Source organism: Paenibacillus sp. 3LSP (assembly GCF_032465655.1).
Classification (GTDB): domain Bacteria; phylum Bacillota; class Bacilli; order Paenibacillales; family Paenibacillaceae; genus Fontibacillus; species Fontibacillus barengoltzii.
On record NZ_JAWDJI010000098.1, the window covers coordinates 20,114 to 41,467 of the forward strand.

The following is a 21,354-nucleotide window of genomic DNA, read 5'->3' on the forward strand; positions in this document are numbered from 1 at the left end:
TGAATAGCATATACTGTAGTTAAATAATGTTTTTTTATACGGTTTTGCTGGTTTGTTTATAAAACGGTTGCTTCATTATACCTTTTAGGAGGTTACCTCATGAAAATCGCGATTATTGGCGGCGGCCTGGCCGGGCTTACGGCTGCTGCATACTTGTCGGACAACGGCAATACGTCTGGTACCGTGTTTGAACGGAGCCCCCAGCTCGGCGGACGGGCTTTCACCTATGAGAAATCGGGATTTACTTTGAACTATGGAGCACACGCAGTGTACGGCATCGACAGACATACGCTCCATGCGATGGAAGAAGAGCTGCATTTGAAATTCCAGAGCAAACAGGTCGATAAACGTAAAGTGATGTACGCTAAGCACGGACGGTTAACCCCTGCCCCGCTGGATTTCGTAAACATTATGAAGACGAATGTGTTGACTCCTATGGAGAAAGTCCGGTTTGTCGCTGAAATCGCGGCCGTGATCGGTAACATCCATCATTTGAAGCAGTATCGGACGCTTGGCGAATATTTGGAGCATTCCCACGCCTCGGCAGACGTGAAGGAGTTGTGGGAGCATCTCGTGTGCTCCAACTTCTTTATTACACCGGAGGAAGCTCGCAAAGTGCCGGGTTCTGTCATCTCCGAGTACTATCATAACCTCTTCCTCTCCAGCCGACCGGTCAGCTACATTCTTGGCAGTTGGGCCACAATTACCGACCAACTGATCAATAAAATCAAAGACAATGAGTCTTGGGAGATCGCAGTGAAGGAGCCGGTCGAATCAATTACGATGGAAGACGGGAAATTCGTGTTAAACACGAAGACCAGACAGCAGCTTGTGTACGATCAAGTGATCTTCGCCATGCCAGTGCAGCAGGTAACTAAACTGCTGGAGGAAACGCCTTGGGCAAGTGCACTGGATCCGTACAAGAACAACACCTCAACCGAAGTGCTTGTTTACGATGTTGGCTTCTCGAAAGTCGTTGCCCGTCCGTTCCACTATATCAGCGACATCGATCATAAAATCTTTATCAGTGACGTCTCTGCCACAGATTTCACGGTGGCCCCTGTTCATGGCCAGTTATTGCAAGGTATCGCTTACTTGAACGATGACTTCCCTGATGAGGAGCAGAAGAAGCAATACCTTGAACAGAAAACCCAGCAAATGGAAGCTCTCTTTGATACGTACTATCCAAATTGGCGCGAGTTTGTTGAAGTCAAACGCGTGTCGAAGAAAGCGATGGTAGCAAGCGTCAAAAATATTTACACCAATCAGCTGCTGCCTAACCGTCTGGCAGGTGTGCCGTTCTTCTTCTGCGGCGACGGCTGCCAAGGGAAAGGTGAGTTAGCTGAACGCGCCTTTTCCAGCGGCCGGGCTGTAGCTCAGATGATCCTGGAACAAGCGAATACCAAGGCCTTATCCATTTAATCCAAACAAAAACAGAAGCGTACACAAGAGTCGGGATCGTCCGACGTATTGAGACGCTTCTGTTTTTTTGCTGTATTCCAATCTTACTCTGCCTGCCTTTCCTGTAATTATCGTGTGTCTTTCCTTCTTCTCACTTACCCGGAGCTATGAAATTTTCGGTATTCCTGCAGCTCAGTCCGATAGGTGCGAACAGACCGCTCGAACCCATGGTAACGACGGCCTTGGAAGGTCAGCTTGCCTTCGTCTCCTTCCGCACATTGTCCGTATTCCACGCCCGACACAGCAAACTCCAAACGATCACCGCTTTCGACCTCAAAGGTCATATAATACTTCGTGTCAGAACGGTTCACCGAGGTATCGGTGTCATGGCGGTGGCTGACCTCGGTCCGTTTTCCGACGATAACGGAATGGACGCTGAGTACAGGCTGCCGGTGGTTTCCAATCGCGCGAAGAAGCCCTCCTGCTGCTGTCGCAGCCAAAATTCCGACGATGACAACAAACAAGATGGGCAGCGCCGTTTCCACTACCCCAAACATTTCCGTCCACGACTGCATCGCTTATCCCTCCTTCGAGAGGTTGCTCCGTACCGCTGTTCTCTCCTTTCCCCCTAAGTATATGCGGTCCCGAAAAAAACTTGTTATTCATCCTGTCCGGAAAATATGCCACTCTTGTCCAAGATATCTGAGAGAAAAGAAAAACCTCCGATTCGTAGTTACGAATGGAGGTTATTATGGTGTGAAACCAGAACGATCTATCTTAAGCATAGTACTCAAACATCAGTTGACGGGTCTCTTCAGCGCCATCGGCTTCCATTTCGAATGCTTCGTCAAGTCCTTTCTCTGCCCAACAAGCTTTGCAAGCTTCTTCTGTCGTGCATAGATGAGCATCTTCACAGGTGTAGCAGAACTGCAGGTAATTACGGGTTACAACCTCTTCTTGAACAGTTTTCATAAGGCTCCACTCCTATCATTATGGGAGCGTTCGCTCCGATTTTGACTTGCCTGTGATTGATCTTCCTTACAAGTTAAATATATCACAAAGTCTGGAGATAGTACGTGATTTATTTCACAATATAATGAACATGATCATCCTACTTATTTTTTATACAAAAAAGCATGGCTCTTACGCCATGCTTGCTTACAACCTTCGTTTCGTTTATAACACCTGCCAGGTTCGTCCCCCATCCTTCGTTTGCATCAGGAGCGAACGCTTCTGATTCTCTTGGGCAACGAGCAGCCACCCCACTCGGGAATCAAAGAACTGAAGCTTCACAATTTCAGGGTAGTCGATCATCGTTTCAACCAATTTGTTGCTTACCGGCAACGGCTCCCAGCTCGCGCCTTGGTTTAGCGTATGATAGACGGTTGAATCTAATATCGTCCAACCTTCGTTACGCGTCAGGAAAGTCGGGGCCAGCTTCTCGTTTAGGCCGGTTTGCCAGGACAACTGAAACGGCGCTAATGTCCAGGTGTTGCCGGCATCTTCCGTAAAGTAACCATTAAACTTAGTGGAATCTCCCCGGCTGCAGCCCACAGGTATCCACCCTTCTCGCACGCTGCCAGAGAAGAAGGATACAGGTCCAACTGTAAAGCTGTCGCAGGTTTTATACTTGTCCGGATTAAAGAAATGATCGTTTTGAGTCCAAATTAATCCACCGTTCTGAGTCGTATACAACGTTGGAAGTCCTTGATTGATTTCGGTTACAAAACCATGCAGCGGGCTCGTAAAGGCCATCGAAGTTTGCGTCCCAGGGATTAATAAAGGACTGTCCTTGTTCTCAAGCAGCAGTTGCATCGGATCCGTCCCTCCAAGCAGAACTTCAAAGGTTTGGGCCCCGTCATCCGTCTCATATAAAGATCGTGTTTTATTCTCTCGCACATTGCCCTCAGAGAGCAACCATCCATGATCCGGATCGGCAAAGACCATCGCCTTCACTTCCCCTGTTCCCGGGAACGAGGTCACCTTCCAAGTGGTTCCGCCGTCGGTTGTACGGAGGACAATCGTGTCTCCGGAACCGGCAGAATTTCGCACGATAAAGCCATGATTCGGATCTAGAAAAAAGATATCCTTGCCATACTCCGGCGTCGTAGCAAACGGTACGGAGGCAGCAGGTGAGATGTTCGTCCATGTTTTGCCGTTATCTGCTGTAATATAAAGTCTCAGCTCGTTACGCGTAATCCCCCACGCTAATCCCGTCGTTTCACTGAGCAATTGAAAATCGGTGAGACGGGTTTGAATCTGGTAGCGGTTATTCGTGTTCTCCGCCGGAGCGGCGGCAGGATTCCCCTGGTTCTCGGAAGCTGCAGGATTGATTACAGTAATCGTTTGTCCATCATCCTCAGAAGGCTCGTCTAGTACCGGAGTGGCAGCCGGAGGCGGCTCTGAATTGCAAGCCGTCAGAAGCAGCACCATACCCAGGGCGGTTCCGGCAATCTTAAGCCATAGGCTCAACCTGAACCACCTCGCTTTCTGCAGTTAGATATGTTTCATTATAACATACATGTTTTTCTCACCGTTACAATCGGGGGTCGTTCCCAAAGTTAACTGAGAAATGCTGATTGGGTTTATAGACAGCGAAAGCGTACCCTTTACTCTGTAAATATTCGATAACTTGGGGCAAAACCTTTACCGTCTGCGCCTTCTCATGCATCAGAATAACCTCAGTATCCCGGTGCGTTTGCCGCTTCACTTCTTTCAGAATCGTGCTTGGGCTGTTCGGGTATTTCCAGTCCATGGAATCGACTGTCCAATCCCACATCTTAAATCCCGCTTCCGCGATATCGCCGCGGAATTTCTCACCGATCTCCGGTTTGCTGCCGTAAGGCGCACGAATCAAGGTTGGTGAAGTGCCGGTAAGCTTCTCCATCAGCTTCTGTTCCTTCGTAAATTCTGCGATGAAGTTCGTCGACCCTTTGCCATTATATAAAATCTTCTTGTTGTGCGTCATGCTGTGCAAACCTATGTAATGTCCTTCCTGCAACACCTGGTTTACGATTTTCTCATTTTTGCTTACCTGATTCCCAATCATAAAGAAGGTCCCATGAATCTGATAATGCTCTAAAATATCGAGCAGCTGCTCCGTATACTTGCTAGGTCCGTCATCAAAAGTCAGATAGATGACTTTGGGCTTTACAGTCGTTTTTGACTGATTACTCTGCTGTGCTGGAGATTTTGCTTCGACCTCAGGTAGTACAGCTGGCGGAGCAGGTGCCCGTTCGGATTCCGCCTTCTGGGAAGCACCTTCCTCCTGGCTTGGAGTCCCCTTCGGCTCCGCTTGGGTGTTATCTGGTTCTGACGGAGTGCTGTTTGAATCTGCCGGTGTAACCGTTGGCTCCGTCGTTTGCTGTGAGGACGCAAGATTAACGCTCTGTCCCTTCTCCGTTTCCCCTGCAGATGCCAATTTTGCCGGGATGACCACCTGGGTTGGTGATTTATGCGGAAGGGATCCGTTGATCATCGGGGTGACTGCTACCGCAGTCAAAGCAAGGGATGATGCCGTCAGCACGAGAGCAGCTGTGATAATCAGTCTCGTACGTCGAATCATTTTGGAATGTGCGTTACGCTCTCCATGCTTGTTACTTCGTTTCCCGTAAGGCGACATCTCATTCACCGGATTCCTCTCTCTCTTTTTCTATTTAATAGAATAATATAAAGTGAGAGTTTCGTCCTTACAGAATCGTTAATCGCTGGTTACAATGTGATAACAACTTTCAAAAAACGACACTTAGTTAACATAACAATATTTATGTTTATAATTGAAAGGGAACATAAGAAAACCGCCTTCCATTAGAAAGCGGCTCACTGGATGTAAAATCCGATTTTTTCTATTCATCCATCTTCAACACTTCTGACTCAAAGGACTGAAAAGTATTTTCCAAGCCCATGATCACATCTTTGAATTTCATATATCCTTCCCAGGTAATGCTTCTGCATCGAAAAAGCGCACCTTCACATGCGGATGATATTTATCGATAATCTCTTATAATCCCCCCGCATACTTCCTGCGTTCCTCTCGTGGTAATGCCAGCCAAGAAGGGTGAAATTCCAATAACACAATCAACATGTAATGCACTTGAAATCCCACCTTAATTTAGAAAATGACTGTGCTTATTATATTATTTAAAATGTGAACATCTCAGATTTTACTTTAAATTTAGAACTTTCTTCGGGTACAATGGTTGTAACCCAAATACATAACGCGCTTTCTATCTATGACGAAACGAAGCGCCCTGAAGTGCTTGCATCCTGAAGGTTAAGAAACCCACCAACGGTGCAAGCAAAAGTATGGAGAACACGACGAGGAGATGAAAAACATGAAAAACCAAATGAGTTCCAGCCGGGTTGTAATTATCGGCACCGGAGCGGTTGGTGCGACAACCGCTTATACGTTGCTCTTAAGAGAACGGGTGTCCGAGCTGGTCTTGATCGACGCCAATAAGGAGAAGGCACTGGGCGAAGCCCTGGACATGAACCATGGTCTTCCCTTCACTGGTGGTGTAAAGCTATGGGCTGGAGATTACAGCGATTGTGCGGAGGCTGATGTCATTGTTATCGCCGCAGGCGCTTCTCAACGTCCAGGCGAGACGCGGATCGATTTGCTCAAACGAAATGCCGTTATTTTTGACAGCATCATTCAGAATATTGTGAAATACAATAATCACGGCATCATTCTCGTAGCAACGAACCCCGTCGACATTCTGTCCTACGTTACATTGAAGAAAAGCGGATTCCCGTCCAACCGTGTCATCGGCTCCGGTACCCTGCTGGACAGCGCACGTTTCCGTTACCTAATTGGACAGAACAAGAAAATTAACCCACGCAGCATTCATGCTCATATCATCGGCGAACACGGGGATTCCGAGGTTCCGCTCTGGAGCTTGGCGAATGTCGCCGGCATCGGCTTGGAATTCTCTGATGAAGATCGTGAAGAAATCTTCAATAATACGAAAAACGCTGCATACGAGATCATCAACGCCAAAGGGGCTACATACTACGCGATTGCGCTGGCGTTAGACCGCATCATCGTCTCGATATTGCAGAACGAAGGCTCCGTTCTGAACGTCTCGACATTGCTGACGGATTATAACGGTGTCTCCGATGTATACCTTGGGGTACCGAGCATCGTTGACCGCTCCGGCGTCCGCGAAGTGCTGGATTTGAAGCTGGATAGTGAAGAGTTAACTCGGTTCCACGCTTCGGCGAATAAGTTGAAGGCGGAAATCGCCAAGCTGGATCTGTAATCCTCACCCATAAAATGCAAAAGAACGTCCGAACTGCTTATCTGCGGTTCCAGACGTTCTTTTTTATTTATTTCATCCCATTAATCATTATAATTCACTAGGTTAATTCATAAGCTGAGTGATCTCTGCACCGTTCTGCTTCGCTTAATCTGTCGCTGAATCAATGCCCCGCCTTCAGCTCATCAACATGTTTCACATGCTTATGGTTTAGGGCAATAAAAATTACCGACAACAGGACGAAACCGGCGCCAACGAGGAACGGGACATGTGGATTAAACCACTCGGCCAGTTTGCCTGCCATATACGGTGCGACCGCTCCGCCCAGAAAACGGAGGAAGCTGTAGGCAGCCGATGCTGTGGAACGCTCAACAGGTGCCGCGTTCATAACGGCTGTTGTGATCAGTGTATTGTTGTTCCCCAGCACTGCCCCGGCGGCAATGACAGCTATGATAATCACCCATTGATGGTTCGTCCAAATGCCCATCACAAGCATCATCAGTGCGTAGAGGGACAGCATCACTGCCATCGATTTTACCGTACCAAACTTCTCCTGCAGCTTCGGTGCAGTAAATACGGAGGTGATCGCCAACAAAATCCCCCACGCCAAGAACACGTAACCTAGTCCATGTTCATCCAGCCCCATCACGAAGGGAGCATAAGCCATCAGCGTAAAGAAACCGATGTTATAGAAGCAAGCAGTTAAGCCGAACACCACTAGCGAACGATGGCGCATGGCCAGAAACGGAGCCGCCAATGAAGTACGAGATGCCTTTGAGCCGGTACTTGCGGACGAATTAGGCATGAGGGTGCTAAGTCCAATGAAGGCGATCACCATCAGCGAGGCGACCCCAAGAAACGGTCCGCGCCACGACACCGCACCGAGCCAACCGCCAACGAGCGGGCCAACCGAGATGCCGAGACCTACTGCAGCTTCGTACAAAATGACCGCTCTGGCCGTCCCGGTGCCGGATAATGTGACGATAGCCGACAAAGCGGTAGCGACAAACAAGGCGTTTCCAAGTCCCCAGCCGCCGCGCAATCCGATGATCGTCCAGACATTACCAGCTAATCCGCCGAGCGCGGAGAAGACCGCGATCAAAATGATGCCGGAAAGCAAGGTCCACTTCATGCCAATGCGCGAAGAAAGTGTGCCTGTAATTAACATTGCGACCGCCATGACAGCATTATAGCTGGTGAACAGTAACGTTACCTCGCTGGGGGTTGCGTTCAAACTGTTCGCGATCGCCGGCAGGATCGGATCAACCAATCCGATGCCCATAAAAGCGATGATCGCGGCAAAAAAAACAGCCCAAACGGCCTTGGGTTGTTTGATAAGACTCGCCTGCTCGAGTTCTAAACGCTCCTTCGTTTCTGCGTACTGAATGGTGTTTGATGATGACATAAAGACTCCTTTCCCGGGTTATAAAAATGATTTAAAGGAATGCCTGATCACATCTCCCCGACTGATAATTCCAACAAGCACTCCGTTGCGTTCGACCGGGAGCTTCTTAATCTGTTTCTTCCCTAAGATCGCCGCAATGTTCTCAATTTCCTCATCCCACGGCACGGTGTAAACTTTCTTCTTCCCGATTTCCATGACGTTGAGATCAAGCAGGCGCCGTACACGCTGTTCAAAATCTTCATGGTCTCCTTTAAACACAGCAACGTAATAAATTGAATCTACCACAACGTCGCGATGTTTACCGATGTAACGCATAATATCGCCATCACTAATGTAGGACACGATCTCATTGCGTTCATTAACGATCGGAAGTCCACTGATCCGGTATTCCATGAATCGTTCAATCACAGAACGTACCGTATCGGTTTCTTTGACTTTGTAAACGTGTTTGATCATGATCTCATGCGCTTGCATGGTTATCCCCCTCATGAAATTGTATTATACAACTATATAAATTGTTGTCAATTGCTTGAATGCATAAAAGCGCTTTCTGTTTAGGAAGCCCGCATTCATTTAATTTCTTTTCCATTCTATGATACGATAAAAATATCCTATCTGGCTGTGAGGTATTTAAAATTATGGATGACAAATCACTAGAAACAATCGAACTGGAACTTGCCGTCCTTTATCGACGAATGACTACTGTAACGGCTTCCCGCAAAAACGGGAGTCTAGACCGTGCCGCATATCTGCTATTACATCGGATCTATGATCAAGGTGCGGTAGGTGTCAAAGCTTTGGCCGAAGAATTTCAATTAGACATCTCAACCGTCAGCCGCCAAGCAGCGGCTTTAGAACATAAAGGATATGTCAGACGAATCCCGGATCCGGCGGATCGTCGTGCCTTCTTCATGGAGATCACGGAGCTCGGTTTGAAGGAGTTTACAACTTACAAGGCCAACCGGTTAGCACGGATTCAAGAGCTGCTGGAAGACTGGCCAGCGGAAGACACCGTGACGTTTGCTGCTTTGTTGCAGAAATTTAATCACGAATTGATGAAGTTAAACGCAATAGCGCGAAATTAGTTTACATAATATCTATTACGTAACTTACTGGAGGTTACTCTGATGAATCACGTCGATTTACCAGTTGAAATCATCGAACGTACGGAATCCCCTCGCGGGGAAATCCAGCTCCAACGTCGCGGCGAGGAGTTTGAAATTATCAGCAACGGCACCTTTCTGATGGCGACGTATAACGGTGAGTCTGAGCGCTTGCTGGTCCGCCGCGCGTTAGAACTCGTGCCCTCCCCCGAGAAGGTGCTGATCGGCGGCTTAGGGGTTGGATTTTCGCTGCAGGAAGCCCTTCTCGATCCCCGCGTAATGGAAGCCACCGTGGTGGAGATTGAAGACAAGGTGATTGAGTGGAACCGGACGGTTTTGGCGCATGTAAACGATGAGGCCTTAGCGCATCCGAGAACACGGTTGATTCATGGAGATCTGGTCGCCTGGATTCGAGCAACGGCGGAGACCTTTGATCTGATCTGTCTGGACATTGACAACGGTCCGGATTGGAAAGTGTTTGACGCCAACGCGTCATTATACGATGAAGCCGGTCTGGCTGCGCTGCAAAGCCGGCTGCGGCCCGGCGGCTGCCTCTCCTTCTGGAGTGCTACCCCTTCCCCGGATTTCGCCCTTCGGCTCAAGGAGGCGTTCGGAGAGGTAGAGATCCGTGAGGTACCGCAAATGCACGGGGAGCCCGATTATATTTTCTATGTCCGTGGATCTCACTGCTAGTCAGCCATTCAGGAGGTGCCTTTATGCAAATTCAAAAAGTGATCGACCGCAAGAAATTGGATGAGAAGGTCGTATCCATGCCCTGGTTCGTGCAGCAGTTTATCGATTATAAGCTGCCTGATCTTTCCCCTTCTACACTTTTAGAGTATGTACGGGATTACGAACAGTTCTTCAGCTGGCTTCGAGCGGAGGGGCTAACTGCAGCGCAGACAAATGCCCAAGTGACCCTCCACGACCTGGAGATTCTACATATGGAGAGCATTGTGGGGTATCGGCTTTACTTAACCACACGAACTGAAAGCACGAACTCCAAAATTACAGTCTCACGCAAAATGTCTTCCTTACGCTCGTTGTTCCATTACCTCAGTCAAATTGCCGAAGACGAGAACTTCTACCCGCTGCTAAAACGAAACATTATGGCGAAGGTAGAGATTAAACGAATCCATAAACCGAAGGATACCGCGGCTAAACTTAAAGGCAAAATATTGGAAGAAGACGAGTTAACCGAATTTATTGCCTACATCGCCGAAGGATATGGGCGGGATGTAGCAGACAATAAACAGGCGCTTTATGCGTATGAGCTGAACAAAGAACGCGACGCCTGCATTGTCAGCTTGATTCTGAACTCCGGATTACGTGTCTCTGAGGTCGTTAACCTGAACATCGATGATTTGGATCTGGCAAATAAGCTGGTTTATGTATACCGGAAAGGTAACAATGACGAGTCGTTCAAAACGCCGGTGTACTTCCGAGAGCAATGCAGAGACGATTTAGCTGCCTATCTGACACTTCGGACATCACGATATCGTACACCCAAGCGGGAGAAGGCCCTGTTCGTAGCCATCCCCAATGGACAAAAAGAAGGAAAACGGATGACGAAACGCGCGATTCAAGCGATGATTATCAAGTACGCCAAACGTTTCGGCAAGCCGTACCTGACGGTTCATAAGCTGCGGCATTCCTTCGCCACCGACTATTATTTGCAGAATGATATCTACAAGACCAAAGAGCAGCTCGGTCACGCGTCGACGGAAACAACCGAAGTGTATGCACATCTCACGGACAAGACGATGTCCGAAGCGATTGAGCGCCGGGTCAGCAGCTAGCATTAGGTATAATCACAGAAGGACTTCCCGTCTCAATGATGGGAAGTCCTTTTTTGGCTCCGCCTACATCAAGTTATGTCGGATGTACGCTGCCATTCGCTTAATCTCATCCCGTTGAAACCGGCGGATCCCAGACGGATTAGCGGCGAAGTTCGCCTCCTTCTGGATAACCGCGATGACTTGCTGCAGTTCCTGGATCAACGGCTCGTCCTCTGTGGAGCGCAACAAGACCATTTTCGGATACCTTTCCCGCTTAAAGCCTTCAACCAGAATCAAATCATATTGAGCAAAATGCTCAATCAGCTGAACCAGCGGTGTTTCCTGCTCCTCGAACACGGCCGTTCGCCATGGCGAGGTAATCGCCGCCCCCGCTGCTCCTGCCGCTCGGAAACGAAACGAATCCGTTCCCTCTCGATCGGCTTCGAAACCGTGCAGGTCATGTTTGATGACAGCTACACGAAGATTCATATCATTAAATATCTTCACCAATCGGGTGATGAGCGTTGTTTTTCCGCTGTTTTTATAACCGACGATTTGTACTACCGCTGCCACGCCCGTTTCCTCCCTCGTCCTTCCTATGAACACATTCCATTAGAGATCGCTGCCTGGCAGCTTCAGTATGGTTACCCGCTCGCCTGCCTGCATCTCCGTGTTAGAAGGAGGAATCACGATTAGTACGTCGCTGTCCTTGATCGTGATCATTACGCCCGATTCATCCAGCTCCGCAGGAATTGCGTAGAGCTTGCTTTCCCGCACCTCCAACCGGCCGCGGACAAACCGGGTAAAGTTGTTGATCTTTCTGTAAGGACGGGCGAGTTCAGCGGTGAACTCAGGTAAAAACGGCTTCGCAACCCCCATCATCCGACCGATTGCCGGACGCACAAACAGCTCGAAGCCCACAAAGCAAGCCCCGGGATTGCCAGACAAAGCGAACAATAGTTTGCCATCCTTCACTGCGGCAGATGTGACACTGCCTGGCCGCATCGTAACTTTGTTGAATAACATCTCCACGCTGTCGCTCGACAACAGGTCGGCCATGATATCATAATCACCTACAGACACACCGCCGGTGGTTACGACCAGGTCATACTTGGCGATCGCTGCTTCCACCTGCGCTTTCGCTTGGGCCAAATCGTCCTCGATGGCCTCAAACAGGATCGGTTCGCCGCCTGCTTCGATAATTTGACTATACAACATATAGGTATTGCTGTTACGGATTCGACCGTCCTGAAGCGGTTCATCGATGCGCAGCAGCTCCGAGCCGGTGGAGAAGACAGCAACCTGCGGCCGTTTCTTCACCGGAACGCGGTGAATGCCAAACGTCGCCAGCACCGACAGTTCACCAGCGGACAACCTGCGGCCAGGCTCAAGAATCACATCGCCCTCCGACAGCTCCAGACCCACTGGCGTGATGTTCTTCCCGGATTCAATTTCCCGGATCAATTGGATGTAAGGCTTGCCTTCCCGAGTCACGGCCTCAGTCATCTCAAACATCACCACGGCGTCCGCTTGATCGGGTACTTTCGCCCCGGTCATGATTCGGGCAGCTTGTCCGGGTTTCAATTTCACGTTGGGAACGGAGCCAGCAGGAATCTCATCAACCACTTCCAAGTAGACCGGATGTTCGGTATGACAACCCACAGTATCTTGGCTCAAGATAGCGAACCCATCCATCCCTGAACGCCGAAAATGGGGATAGGCATGAGGCGCAGTTACCGGCTCCGCCAAAATTCGACCTAACGCCTCCGGCAAGGGAACTATCTCCGATTCGATCTCCTTAGCGTAGGACAGAACGATCGCCTGGGCTTCAGGCACGGGCAACGCTTTGCGGCGAAATTTCGCCTGGTCCGTTGTCTTCATTGGGGATCCACTCCATTCCCTTGCTGCTCCTGTAAATATTGATCCAGCATTTCGGAGGTTTTCTTGGCAATCTCCCTAATTTCTTCTTTGCTTAAATTGTCGTAATGAATTCCCATGACCACGGTAACCGTTCGACCAAGCGCCTTGGATGCGCGGCGGGCATAGCCCTCGGTTAAGGTGTGTTCTTTATGCCCCGGTACGGCAGAGGTCAATACTTCGATGTCTCCCCCTGCTTGATAAGCGGTGGACGCCGCTCCGATATGGGAGACGCCTCCAGTCATTAGCAGCAGTAAATCGCGGCCAACCGGAATCGCTTCCAGCCTAATATCTTCAAAAGCCAATTTCCGCAGCTCCTTCCACTTGCAGTATGCCCTTTATTTTAAAGGATTCCGCGGATTTCGTCCAAGGTTTGAACCCCTTCCGCCTGCATCCAGGCCGTTAGGCCAGCAATTAGCTGTTCTCCCGCTCGAAGATGCACGAAGTTATGCGTCCCCACCTGAACAACGGCTGCGCCGGCCATAATAAACTCAACGACGTCCTCTGCGCTGCTGATGCCGCCCATCCCCATCACCGGCAGGGTGACGGCTTGACAGACTTGATGCACCATCCGCAATGCGATTGGCTTAATTGCCGGGCCGGACAGACCCGCATACAGATTATCGAACACGCTCCGCCGCTTGGAGATATCGATTTTCATCGCCGAAAACGTATTAATCAGCGAGACGCCATCCGCCTGTTCCTCCTGGCACATCACCGCCATACCTACGATATCCTCGGCATTCGGCGACAGCTTCACGATCAGCGGCAGCGTCGTTGCTGCTCGAACCTCTCGAACGACCTGACGGGCGATCTCCGTTTTGATCCCGTACGCCATGCCCCCGGCTTTGACATTTGGACAGGAAATGTTCAGCTCGATCATATCCACTGCAGTTCTGCCTTCTCGTCTCCGCCAAGCTTCATCCTCATCGATAAGCCTCGCGCCTTCCACATACTCTTCGATTGTATTTCCGCCCAGGTTTACGATCCGAACCAAGTTCAGCTGCTCCCATCTCGGACATTCTTCACGCAGGAAAGCGTGGATGCCCGGATTCTCCAATCCCACGCTGTTTAACATCCCCGATGCCGTCTCAGCTACGCGAACGCCTTCGTTCCCTGCCTTCGGATGCAGCGTCAGTCCTTTGCCTGACAACCCGCCGAGTTGATTGATATCGTAAATTGCACCATATTCCTTCCCGAAGCCAAACGTTCCAGAGGCCATCACAATCGGATTTTTAAAGGAAACGCCGGCGATTTGGCACAATAAATCCGTCATGCGAACACCACCTCATCCGCCAAAAATACCGGCCCATCCGCGCAAGCCTTCTTCCGGCCATCTCTGCATTTCAAACTGCAGACAAGGCATGCGCCGATTCCACACGCCATCCGATTCTCTAAGGAGACGTATACCTTCGCCTGACCTCCGATTTCCTCCTGTTTGCGCTGCACGGCATACAGCATCGGATGAGGTCCGCAAGCGATCACCGTATCGTACGCGCGAAAATCCACTTTCTCTAGAATCGAGCCGCCGACATCCACCGTCACGTTACCGCGGGCTAAAGTACGGAACTCCTCTACCATATACGGCTCACGGCTGAAGCCGAGATATACGTCCGCCTGCGGTGCTTCTCTCAGCGCGTAATAGAACGGAGCAATTCCGATACCGCCACCTACAAAGGCAATCCTTCCCACAAGCGACGGAAACCCGTTCCCAAACGGCCCATCCAAGGTCAAGCGGTCGCCCGGCTTCAGTTCAGACAACCGAGTCGTCCCTTCTCCCGCAACCTGGATCAAGAAATCCAGCCGATCCTCTTCAAGATCAAAGATGCTGATCGGTCGGGACAGTAACGGGTAGCGTTCCCCGGCGCGCAACATGTAGAACTGCCCGATTTTTCCCGTAAATCGCCCTTGTACCGACAGTTTGAACACCCCTGGTGATATTTCTTTGTTCGCCACTACGATTGCCATAAGCTCCCCCCATCCATTTGATTACACTTCATCAAAGGATGCATGTTTTTAACGGGTTCGTCTGTGACATCTCTCACAACTGGTCATAGGCAGTAATCTGCGCGATTTTGCACCGTCCATTATGATCTTTGCAAAGTTAGGGGATACTAGGGAACATGTACAGTTTTAGGATTGAAGGGGGACTTCACATTGCTTATACAGCTGAAGAAAGTTCTGGTCTGCTGTATGACCGCTTCTCTAGTCATGGCAGGCGGGACTCAACTGTATCCTGTTAAAGCCGACACAGCACGCGATCTCGAACTTAGGGGCCCAACATCTCAGGGGAATCAGGCGGACAATAAGGATACATTCATACCTGCAGGTACCACGTCAGCCGATCTTGGTGAACTGCGCCGCAAATATTCAGAAACCTTCATCTTCCGGGGACCGGAGGTGAAGCAGATTGCGCTGACCTTCGATGATGGGCCGGATCCGCGGTTTACACCGCAAATTTTAGACGTACTTCACCGCAAAGGGGTCAAAGCCACCTTCTTTGTGGTTGGGGCGCGAGCAAAGAAGTTTCCCGGCTTGTTGCGGCGGATGAGTCACGAAGGCCACCTCATCGGCAACCATTCCTATAGTCATCCGAACTTCCGTAACCGCTCCATTAAGCAGTTCCAGAGCGAGATTTTACGCACGGAGAAAATTATTCAGAACGTCGTTGGATATCGTCCCCAATTGATTCGGCCGCCTTATGGAGAAATTAAGGAAGAACAAGTCCAATGGGCGAAGAAGAACGGTTACACCCTCGTAAATTGGAATGTGGATTCCCAGGATTGGAAAGGGATCGACGAAAAGAAGGTGTTCTCCAATGTGATGAGTACGGCGGGCCCCGGCTCGATCATCCTTCAACATTCAGGCGGCGGCATCGGCTCCGACTTAACCGGCACCATTCAAGCTTTGCCGAAGATCATCGACGCCCTGCAGGCACAAGGGTATCAATTCGTTGATCTTTCTGAGCTGCTGCATACGACCAAATACCGCTGACCCGTATGAATCGGCCATTTGCCAGCAAAACCAAAAAGTCGGCCAGGACATATCCTGACCGACTTTTTGATCTACACCTCATGTTTAATTTAATACGTAAAGCGTCACATCTTGGAACCCAAACGCTTTCGCATTTGCCGCACTGCCTGGAATAAAGATATCGATCCGATTGCCTTTGATAGCTCCCCCCTGGTCAGTAGCCGTAGCTACAAAAGCTTGATCCGGCAGCCCATCATGGTTATGCCCGGTTACCAACACCTTCGTGCCCATCGGAATGACCTTGGGATCAACCGCGATGGTGCCCAGCTTCAGCGGGTTGCCGAAGTAGTCAACCGCTCCCCATTTTCCATTCTCGCTAGCGGATGCCGAATACGCGGAAGCTTTCACATTAATCGTTTTCGAGTAAGTAAAGGTTTTCCCCCACGCTTCAACCACGTTCCCCGTGGACATCACTTTCAGCTTGGAAGCGGATGCGGTTGTCGTCGCCGCATTTTCCTTCTTCGCCGGAGCAGCAGAAGCTACTCCTGTCGATTGCGTCTGGACGCCCGGAATGGTGATTTTCAATCCAGCGTATATATTACTTGGATTGATGGATGGGTTGGCAGCCATGAGTTTATTCATGTCTACGCCATATTTTTTGGCAAGAAGATAAAATGTATCTCCTTCCACGGCTTTATGTACCGCGTCTGCATGGACGGATATCGTCTGCATCGGAATCGTAAGGCTTACGGCAATCAGCGCCGTTGCTGCAAGTTTAGACCAAATACGAGTATTCAAGTGAATTGCCCTCCTTTTTACTGCGCCTGCGGAGTTAGTTGTCGGATTCGGGAAAAAGGATCATTCCCGGCGCATCGCCTCGATACGCTTCACCCCAAGAAAACAGTCAGCGTGACCGCTTCTGCTTTCATCTTTCGTCCCCCGCACCTCAAGTTCAGGTTTCGGCCTACTCAATATATCACAATTTTGTAACCAATTGGCCAGGTAAATCCCACCAAATGGCGGAATCCCTTGACTGGACTGGTTACATTTTTGTGTTCAAAAGTAAAAAGCGTGTAAACTTAGAGCATAGGGTCGATCCCTCCGAGGACAAAAAAAACCGCCCGAATCCTCGAACGGTTCCTCAAATTTATAATACTTTGCTTAAAAAGTCCTGCGTCCGCTGATGCTTTGGCGCCCCAAACACCTCTTGCGGCGTGCCTTGCTCCAAAATGACGCCTTGATCCATAAACAGGATGCGATCGCCGACCTCACGGGCAAATCCCATCTCATGCGTAACGATAACCATCGTCATGCCGCGCTCAGCCAGGTTCTTCATGACGTCAAGCACCTCTCCGACCATTTCCGGGTCCAGAGCTGACGTTGGCTCATCAAACAGCATCACATGCGGCTCCATGGCCAATGCGCGGGCAATCGCAATCCGCTGCTTCTGACCTCCGGAGAGCTGCGCCGGATAAGCATCCCGCTTATCCTCCAGTCCAACCGTGCGAAGCAGATCCATGGCGATTGCTTCCGCTTTGCTTTTATCGAGCTTCTTAACGCGAATAGGGGCCAGCGTAATGTTGTCGATTACGGTCTTGTGCGGGAACAGATTAAAGTGCTGGAACACCATGCCCATTTTCTCGCGGGTTTTATTGATGTCATGGCCTTTGGCAGTGATGGAAGCTCCTTCAAAGGTGATCTCCCCTTCGGTCGGAACCTCTAACAGGTTCAAGCAACGAAGAAACGTACTCTTCCCCGATCCACTCGGACCGATAACGACGACAACTTCGCCTTTGGAGATTTCCAGATCGATCCCGCGCAAAATATGGAGTTGGCCAAATTTTTTATGCAAACCTTTAACGGTGATCACTGGTCTTCAACTTCCTTTCGAACACGCCCAAAATCCGAGACAGCGTGAATGTCAGAATAAAGTACAGAATAGCAACAATCAAGTATGGCGTCATTCCGTCATAGGTGATGCCCACAATCGCGCCGGATTGGAACATCAATTCCGTAATCCCGATAATAGAAACGATCGATGATTCCTTGATAATGGTCACAAACTCGTTGCCAATGGCAGGGAGTACCGATTTGATTGCCTGAGGAATGATGATGTGGCGCATCGTCATCCCTTTAGTCATCCCCAAGGAACGAGCCGCCTCTCCTTGTCCACGGTCCACACCTTGAATCCCGGCGCGGAAAATTTCTGCCAGATAAGCTGAACTGTTGATCGAAAGCGTAATTGAACCGGATTCAATCGGCGAAAAATTAATGCCAAACATCGTAGAAAAACCATAATGAATAATGAAGAGCTGAACTAACATCGGGGTCCCCCGCAGAAATTCAACCCACGCATGCCCAATAAACCGGAGGATCCCCCAGGGAGACATCCGGACGAGGGCCACGATTAACCCTAGAATGAATCCGCACAACACACCAATGGCTGCTAACAGAAGTGTGTACTGAATGCCGGTAAGAAAATAAGTCCGGTACTCAATAAACATTGAAATCAAATCCATAAAATGTTCATTCCTCCCAGCCTAAAGTAGGACTCTTCAAGCAAAAAAACAGAAAATAGCGATAGGACTCGCTATTTTCTGCAAAGATGGATCAGTGTCGTATTATTTCTCTGCGAGTTCAGTAGCTTCTGTGACGAACTTGTCGATGCTTCCGTCACTCATCAGGCGATCCAGCGTCGCATTCACTTGATCCAACAATTCTTTATTGCCTTTTTTGACACCAACAACATAACCTTCATCTTCCGTCTCAGGTTTAGCATCCGTAATAACGATGCCTTTGACGTTCTTCACAAATGCTTTGGCTACCGGTCCTTCCAATATCGCAGCATCTACACGGTTCGAAGTCAGTTGCATAATGATGTCATTGATTTTAGCCAGCGAGGTCAGCTTGGCGTTTGGAATTTCCTTCGCCATATCTTCCTGGATCGAGCTCTTTTGTACCCCGATTTTTGCACCTTCCAGCGATTCCATAGTGGAGTATTTATCTTTGTCAGCTTCACGCGTCACAATGGCTTGTTCTGCAGTGTAGTAAATTTTCGACATATCGATTTGCTCAGCGCGTTCTGGTTTTGGACTTAATCCGGAGATAACTAGATCTACACGCCCGCTAGAAAGTTCGTTGAGCAAGGAGTCGAACAGCATATCCTTGATCTCCAGCTCCGCGCCCAGATCCTTGGCGATTTCCTTAGCGATTTCTACGTCAAAACCAACAATTTCGTCTTCACCCTGGTCGTTCTTGATGTGGAACTCATATGGCGGGAAGTCCGCACTCATGCCTACGATCAGTTTCTTAGCCGGTTCGGTTTGATCCCCACCTGCTTGAGTCTCATTTTGGTTCGCAGCTTGACCGGCGTTGTTTGCCGCGTTGCCGCTGTTATTTTTTTCCTGACCACAAGCGGCCAGCACCATAGTCACCATCAAGACCGCTATGAATAACATGCCCCATTTTTTCATGCTTTTCTCTCCTATTCTGCTTTTCTTTTTATCACACGACGATGATTACTGGGCTAATTATAAATCAGAATGCATATATATGCAAAACAATTTTCATGATATTCAAAAGTTTTCACAGAACTGCCCTTTTGCACCTCATAAATCCTATTTATCATACTTTGGTCAATTCAAATCTGAATTATGTTTCCCATTTGGTTCATGGTCCTTGCTGCCTTGGGGAATAATGAACATCATCACAACCCTAGCGATTTACGAGAGGAGGCGCCAATCTGTGCTGCTTGAAGCGCTCTACCACGTGCCCCGGGACAAATGGGCGTATGCCTATGACTCATCGACGATCCATCTTCGCATCCGGACGAAACGGGATGATGTGGAGCAGGTGATGGCCATGACCGGGGACAAATACGATTGGACAGGAACCTACCAGGAGCTGCCGATGGAAAAAACGGCCCATGATCGCATGTTCGACTATTGGGAGGTCGCGGTGCGTCCCAAGTTCAAACGTCTTTCTTATGCCTTTAAGCTTACGGCGGGAACTGAAACGGTGTACCTGCTGGACACAGGCATTCAATCGGAGGCTCCTCAACCGCCGGGGGAATGCTTTGAATTTCCGTATATTCATGAGAACGAAGTAGTCCGAGTGCCGGAATGGGCAAAGCAAGCGGTCTTCTATCAGATTATGCCGGAGCGGTTCGCCAACGGAGATCCCTCCAATGATCCCAAGCCAGTTGAAGCCTGGGGAGGCAAGCCGACCCGTGAAAATTACTTTGGCGGCGATTTGCAGGGGATCATTGACCACTTGGACGATTTGACCGACCTAGGTATCACAGCGATATATCTTACTCCGATTTTTTTGGCTCCATCCAACCATAAATACGACACCGTGGATTACAAACAGGTTGATCCTCATTTTGGAAACAACGACTTGCTGCGGGAGTTGGTGGAGCAATGTCATCATCGTGGGATCCGGGTGGTGTTGGACGCGGTCTTTAATCATTGCGGAGAGCATTTTCCTCCATTCCAGGACGTCCTCAAACATGGTGAAGCTTCCCCGTATGCAGGTTGGTTTCATGTCAACCAGTTTCCGGCGAGGGTAGAGAACGGGATCCCAACGTATGATACGTTTGGGTTCTTCCCCAACATGCCGAAATTTAATACCGCCAACCCGGAACTAAAAAAGTATTTACTCGAAGTCGCCGAATATTGGATTAAGGAGATCAAGTTGGACGGTTGGCGGCTTGACGTCGCCAATGAAATAGATCATTCGTTCTGGCGGGAATTCCGTCAGGTCGTCAAACAAGCGAACCCGGAAGCTTATCTGATTGGTGAGGTATGGAGCGATTCCTTGAACTGGCTGCTGGGGGATCAATTTGATTCCGTGATGAATTATCCGTTTGCGGATAAAGTGCTGGAGTTTTTTAACGGCGGTGTAGACGGGGCGGCCTTTTCCGATGAGATGGGTGCGCTGATCATGCGATATCCGCATCAAACGAATGAAGTGATCTTCAACATGCTGGGCAGCCATGATACCCCTCGCCTGCTGCCCCGTGTCGGCGGCGACAAGCGCAAGCTCAAGCTTTGCGTGGTGTTTCTGTTTACGTATATCGGAACGCCTTGCTTGTTCTACGGCGATGAGATCGGTCTAACTGGCGACGGGGATCCGGATTGCCGGAAGTGCATGGAGTGGGATCACAACAAGCAGGATCGTGAGCTGTATGATTTCTACAAGCTGATGATTAGGCTGCGGAAGCAGCATCCGGCGCTTCGTCACGGTCATTTTCGGTTTCTGCACGCGGAACCAGGGGATCCGTGTATCGTATACGAACGAATGGATGAGAAGATGCATTTTACCGTGTGGATGAACAATACCCCCAAGCCAGTCACCCTCACCCATCCGATGCAAACGAGCGATTGGCGGGACGCCCTTACCGAAGAAGCCGTGGCACCAACGAACGGGGTCATGAGCATTTCCTTGGATCCTTACGGCTTCCGCATTTTGTATCGGCACATTCAAAAATAATGACAAAAAGCGGACGAGCGAATCGT

The 21,354-nt window shown here is 49.6% G+C and carries 22 protein-coding genes and 1 riboswitch; of the genes, 7 read left to right on the plus strand and 15 right to left on the minus strand.

Going from position 1 to position 21,354, the window contains the following annotated elements:
• The first annotated feature begins 99 nt into the window (after positions 1-99).
• The gene (locus RW092_RS07705; protein ID WP_028537611.1) at positions 100-1,422 is read left to right on the plus strand and encodes a phytoene desaturase family protein; all 1,323 of its coding nucleotides are present in this window, start codon (positions 100-102) and stop codon (positions 1,420-1,422) included.
• Positions 1,423-1,556: 134 nt separating this feature from the next.
• Here the strand turns inward: RW092_RS07705 and RW092_RS07710 are convergent, their stop codons facing one another.
• The 4 genes from RW092_RS07710 to RW092_RS07725 all read right to left on the minus strand — a co-directional run bounded on the left by RW092_RS07710 (position 1,557) and on the right by RW092_RS07725 (position 4,966).
• Positions 1,557-1,976, minus strand: a complete 420-nt coding sequence (locus tag RW092_RS07710) for a DUF2500 domain-containing protein (protein WP_028537610.1) — start codon at positions 1,974-1,976, stop codon at positions 1,557-1,559.
• A gap of 202 nt (positions 1,977-2,178) precedes the next feature.
• On the minus strand, positions 2,179-2,373 hold the full coding sequence (locus RW092_RS07715) for a hypothetical protein (RefSeq protein ID WP_016312109.1): 195 nt from the start codon (positions 2,371-2,373) through the stop codon (positions 2,179-2,181).
• A gap of 204 nt (positions 2,374-2,577) precedes the next feature.
• The gene (locus RW092_RS07720; protein WP_316009923.1) at positions 2,578-3,873 is read right to left on the minus strand and encodes a WD40/YVTN/BNR-like repeat-containing protein; all 1,296 of its coding nucleotides are present in this window, start codon (positions 3,871-3,873) and stop codon (positions 2,578-2,580) included.
• 64 nt (positions 3,874-3,937) lie between these two features.
• The gene (locus RW092_RS07725) at positions 3,938-4,966 is read right to left on the minus strand and encodes a polysaccharide deacetylase family protein (protein ID WP_316009924.1); all 1,029 of its coding nucleotides are present in this window, start codon (positions 4,964-4,966) and stop codon (positions 3,938-3,940) included.
• Between the two features lie 769 nt (positions 4,967-5,735).
• Between RW092_RS07725 and RW092_RS07735 the strand changes: the two genes are divergently transcribed.
• Positions 5,736-6,662, plus strand: a complete 927-nt coding sequence (locus tag RW092_RS07735; RefSeq protein WP_316009925.1) for an L-lactate dehydrogenase — start codon at positions 5,736-5,738, stop codon at positions 6,660-6,662.
• Between the two features lie 160 nt (positions 6,663-6,822).
• On the opposite strand, the gene RW092_RS07740 is transcribed toward RW092_RS07735, so the two are convergent.
• Positions 6,823-8,064, minus strand: coding sequence for an MFS transporter (locus RW092_RS07740; RefSeq protein WP_316009926.1), 1,242 nt, complete (start codon positions 8,062-8,064; stop codon positions 6,823-6,825).
• Between the two features lie 18 nt (positions 8,065-8,082).
• Positions 8,083-8,538, minus strand: coding sequence for a CBS domain-containing protein (locus tag RW092_RS07745; protein WP_016312104.1), 456 nt, complete (start codon positions 8,536-8,538; stop codon positions 8,083-8,085).
• A gap of 164 nt (positions 8,539-8,702) precedes the next feature.
• Between RW092_RS07745 and RW092_RS07750 the strand changes: the two genes are divergently transcribed.
• From RW092_RS07750 to xerS, 3 genes are read left to right on the plus strand one after another with little or no spacing between them, the layout of a single operon-like run.
• A complete protein-coding gene (locus RW092_RS07750) occupies positions 8,703-9,149 on the plus strand; it encodes a MarR family winged helix-turn-helix transcriptional regulator (RefSeq protein WP_028537604.1) in 447 nt (148 codons plus the stop codon).
• A gap of 42 nt (positions 9,150-9,191) precedes the next feature.
• The gene (locus RW092_RS07755; RefSeq protein ID WP_085278560.1) at positions 9,192-9,860 is read left to right on the plus strand and encodes a spermidine synthase; all 669 of its coding nucleotides are present in this window, start codon (positions 9,192-9,194) and stop codon (positions 9,858-9,860) included.
• Positions 9,861-9,883: 23 nt separating this feature from the next.
• Positions 9,884-10,966 carry a tyrosine recombinase XerS gene (gene xerS, locus RW092_RS07760; RefSeq protein ID WP_028537602.1) on the plus strand — a complete coding sequence of 361 codons (1,083 nt, stop codon included), beginning with the start codon at positions 9,884-9,886 and terminating at the stop codon, positions 10,964-10,966.
• A 63-nt stretch (positions 10,967-11,029) separates the two neighbouring features.
• On the opposite strand, the gene mobB is transcribed toward xerS, so the two are convergent.
• From mobB to RW092_RS07785, 5 genes are read right to left on the minus strand one after another with little or no spacing between them, the layout of a single operon-like run.
• On the minus strand, positions 11,030-11,518 hold the full coding sequence (gene mobB / locus RW092_RS07765) for a molybdopterin-guanine dinucleotide biosynthesis protein B (RefSeq protein ID WP_316009927.1): 489 nt from the start codon (positions 11,516-11,518) through the stop codon (positions 11,030-11,032).
• A 39-nt stretch (positions 11,519-11,557) separates the two neighbouring features.
• On the minus strand, positions 11,558-12,826 hold the full coding sequence (locus RW092_RS07770; protein ID WP_316009928.1) for a molybdopterin molybdotransferase MoeA: 1,269 nt from the start codon (positions 12,824-12,826) through the stop codon (positions 11,558-11,560).
• Entirely contained in the window at positions 12,823-13,167 is a 345-nt protein-coding gene (lpdD, locus tag RW092_RS07775) for a prenylated flavin chaperone LpdD (RefSeq protein WP_016312098.1), read from the minus strand. The genes RW092_RS07770 and lpdD overlap by 4 nt, the downstream gene beginning before the upstream one ends.
• A 38-nt stretch (positions 13,168-13,205) precedes the next feature.
• Positions 13,206-14,138, minus strand: coding sequence for a dihydroorotate dehydrogenase (locus RW092_RS07780; RefSeq protein WP_316009929.1), 933 nt, complete (start codon positions 14,136-14,138; stop codon positions 13,206-13,208).
• Positions 14,135-14,830: a dihydroorotate dehydrogenase electron transfer subunit gene (locus RW092_RS07785; protein WP_316009930.1), complete on the minus strand. Its 696-nt coding sequence runs from the start codon at positions 14,828-14,830 to the stop codon at positions 14,135-14,137. Before RW092_RS07785 ends, RW092_RS07780 begins: the two co-directional genes overlap by 4 nt.
• 189 nt (positions 14,831-15,019) lie before the next feature.
• Here RW092_RS07785 and RW092_RS07790 point away from each other — a divergent pair, with 189 nt between their 5' ends.
• Complete coding sequence (locus tag RW092_RS07790) at positions 15,020-15,856, plus strand: polysaccharide deacetylase family protein (protein ID WP_410055519.1); 837 nt, start codon at positions 15,020-15,022, stop codon at positions 15,854-15,856.
• Positions 15,857-15,940: 84 nt separating this feature from the next.
• Here RW092_RS07790 and RW092_RS07795 read toward each other — a convergent pair whose 3' ends face one another.
• The 4 genes from RW092_RS07795 to RW092_RS07810 all read right to left on the minus strand — a co-directional run bounded on the left by RW092_RS07795 (position 15,941) and on the right by RW092_RS07810 (position 19,308).
• On the minus strand, positions 15,941-16,633 hold the full coding sequence (locus RW092_RS07795) for a 3D domain-containing protein (RefSeq protein ID WP_016312094.1): 693 nt from the start codon (positions 16,631-16,633) through the stop codon (positions 15,941-15,943).
• Between the two features lie 8 nt (positions 16,634-16,641).
• A riboswitch (cyclic di-AMP (ydaO/yuaA leader) is annotated at positions 16,642-16,810 on the minus strand.
• Between the two features lie 172 nt (positions 16,811-16,982).
• On the minus strand, positions 16,983-17,705 hold the full coding sequence (locus RW092_RS07800; RefSeq protein ID WP_316009931.1) for an amino acid ABC transporter ATP-binding protein: 723 nt from the start codon (positions 17,703-17,705) through the stop codon (positions 16,983-16,985).
• Positions 17,692-18,354 (minus strand): amino acid ABC transporter permease, encoded by a 663-nt coding sequence (locus tag RW092_RS07805; RefSeq protein WP_016312092.1) that lies wholly within the window; start codon positions 18,352-18,354, stop codon positions 17,692-17,694. Before RW092_RS07805 ends, RW092_RS07800 begins: the two co-directional genes overlap by 14 nt.
• 102 nt (positions 18,355-18,456) lie before the next feature.
• Positions 18,457-19,308, minus strand: a complete 852-nt coding sequence (locus RW092_RS07810; RefSeq protein WP_016312091.1) for a transporter substrate-binding domain-containing protein — start codon at positions 19,306-19,308, stop codon at positions 18,457-18,459.
• Between the two features lie 271 nt (positions 19,309-19,579).
• On the opposite strand from RW092_RS07810, the gene RW092_RS07815 reads away from it, so the two are divergent.
• Positions 19,580-21,328 carry an alpha-glycosidase gene (locus tag RW092_RS07815; RefSeq protein ID WP_316009932.1) on the plus strand — a complete coding sequence of 583 codons (1,749 nt, stop codon included), beginning with the start codon at positions 19,580-19,582 and terminating at the stop codon, positions 21,326-21,328.
• Positions 21,329-21,354 lie beyond the last annotated feature (26 nt).

Bases quoted from the DNA above. Each gene is read 5' to 3' on its own strand.
- RW092_RS07705 (WP_028537611.1), top strand. From the start codon at position 100: ATGAAAATCGCGATTATTGGCGGCGGCCTGGCCGGGCTTACGGCTGCT.
- RW092_RS07710 (WP_028537610.1), bottom strand. From the start codon at position 1,976: ATGCAGTCGTGGACGGAAATGTTTGGGGTAGTGGAAACGGCGCTGCCC.
- RW092_RS07715 (WP_016312109.1), bottom strand. From the start codon at position 2,373: ATGAAAACTGTTCAAGAAGAGGTTGTAACCCGTAATTACCTGCAGTTC.
- RW092_RS07725 (WP_316009924.1), bottom strand. From the start codon at position 4,966: ATGATTCGACGTACGAGACTGATTATCACAGCTGCTCTCGTGCTGACG.
- RW092_RS07735 (WP_316009925.1), top strand. From the start codon at position 5,736: ATGAAAAACCAAATGAGTTCCAGCCGGGTTGTAATTATCGGCACCGGA.
- RW092_RS07740 (WP_316009926.1), bottom strand. From the start codon at position 8,064: ATGTCATCATCAAACACCATTCAGTACGCAGAAACGAAGGAGCGTTTA.
- RW092_RS07745 (WP_016312104.1), bottom strand. From the start codon at position 8,538: ATGCAAGCGCATGAGATCATGATCAAACACGTTTACAAAGTCAAAGAA.
- RW092_RS07750 (WP_028537604.1), top strand. From the start codon at position 8,703: ATGGATGACAAATCACTAGAAACAATCGAACTGGAACTTGCCGTCCTT.
- RW092_RS07755 (WP_085278560.1), top strand. From the start codon at position 9,192: ATGAATCACGTCGATTTACCAGTTGAAATCATCGAACGTACGGAATCC.
- xerS (WP_028537602.1), top strand. From the start codon at position 9,884: ATGCAAATTCAAAAAGTGATCGACCGCAAGAAATTGGATGAGAAGGTC.
- RW092_RS07770 (WP_316009928.1), bottom strand. From the start codon at position 12,826: ATGAAGACAACGGACCAGGCGAAATTTCGCCGCAAAGCGTTGCCCGTG.
- RW092_RS07780 (WP_316009929.1), bottom strand. From the start codon at position 14,138: ATGACGGATTTATTGTGCCAAATCGCCGGCGTTTCCTTTAAAAATCCG.
- RW092_RS07785 (WP_316009930.1), bottom strand. From the start codon at position 14,830: ATGGCAATCGTAGTGGCGAACAAAGAAATATCACCAGGGGTGTTCAAA.
- RW092_RS07805 (WP_016312092.1), bottom strand. From the start codon at position 18,354: ATGGATTTGATTTCAATGTTTATTGAGTACCGGACTTATTTTCTTACC.
- RW092_RS07810 (WP_016312091.1), bottom strand. From the start codon at position 19,308: ATGAAAAAATGGGGCATGTTATTCATAGCGGTCTTGATGGTGACTATG.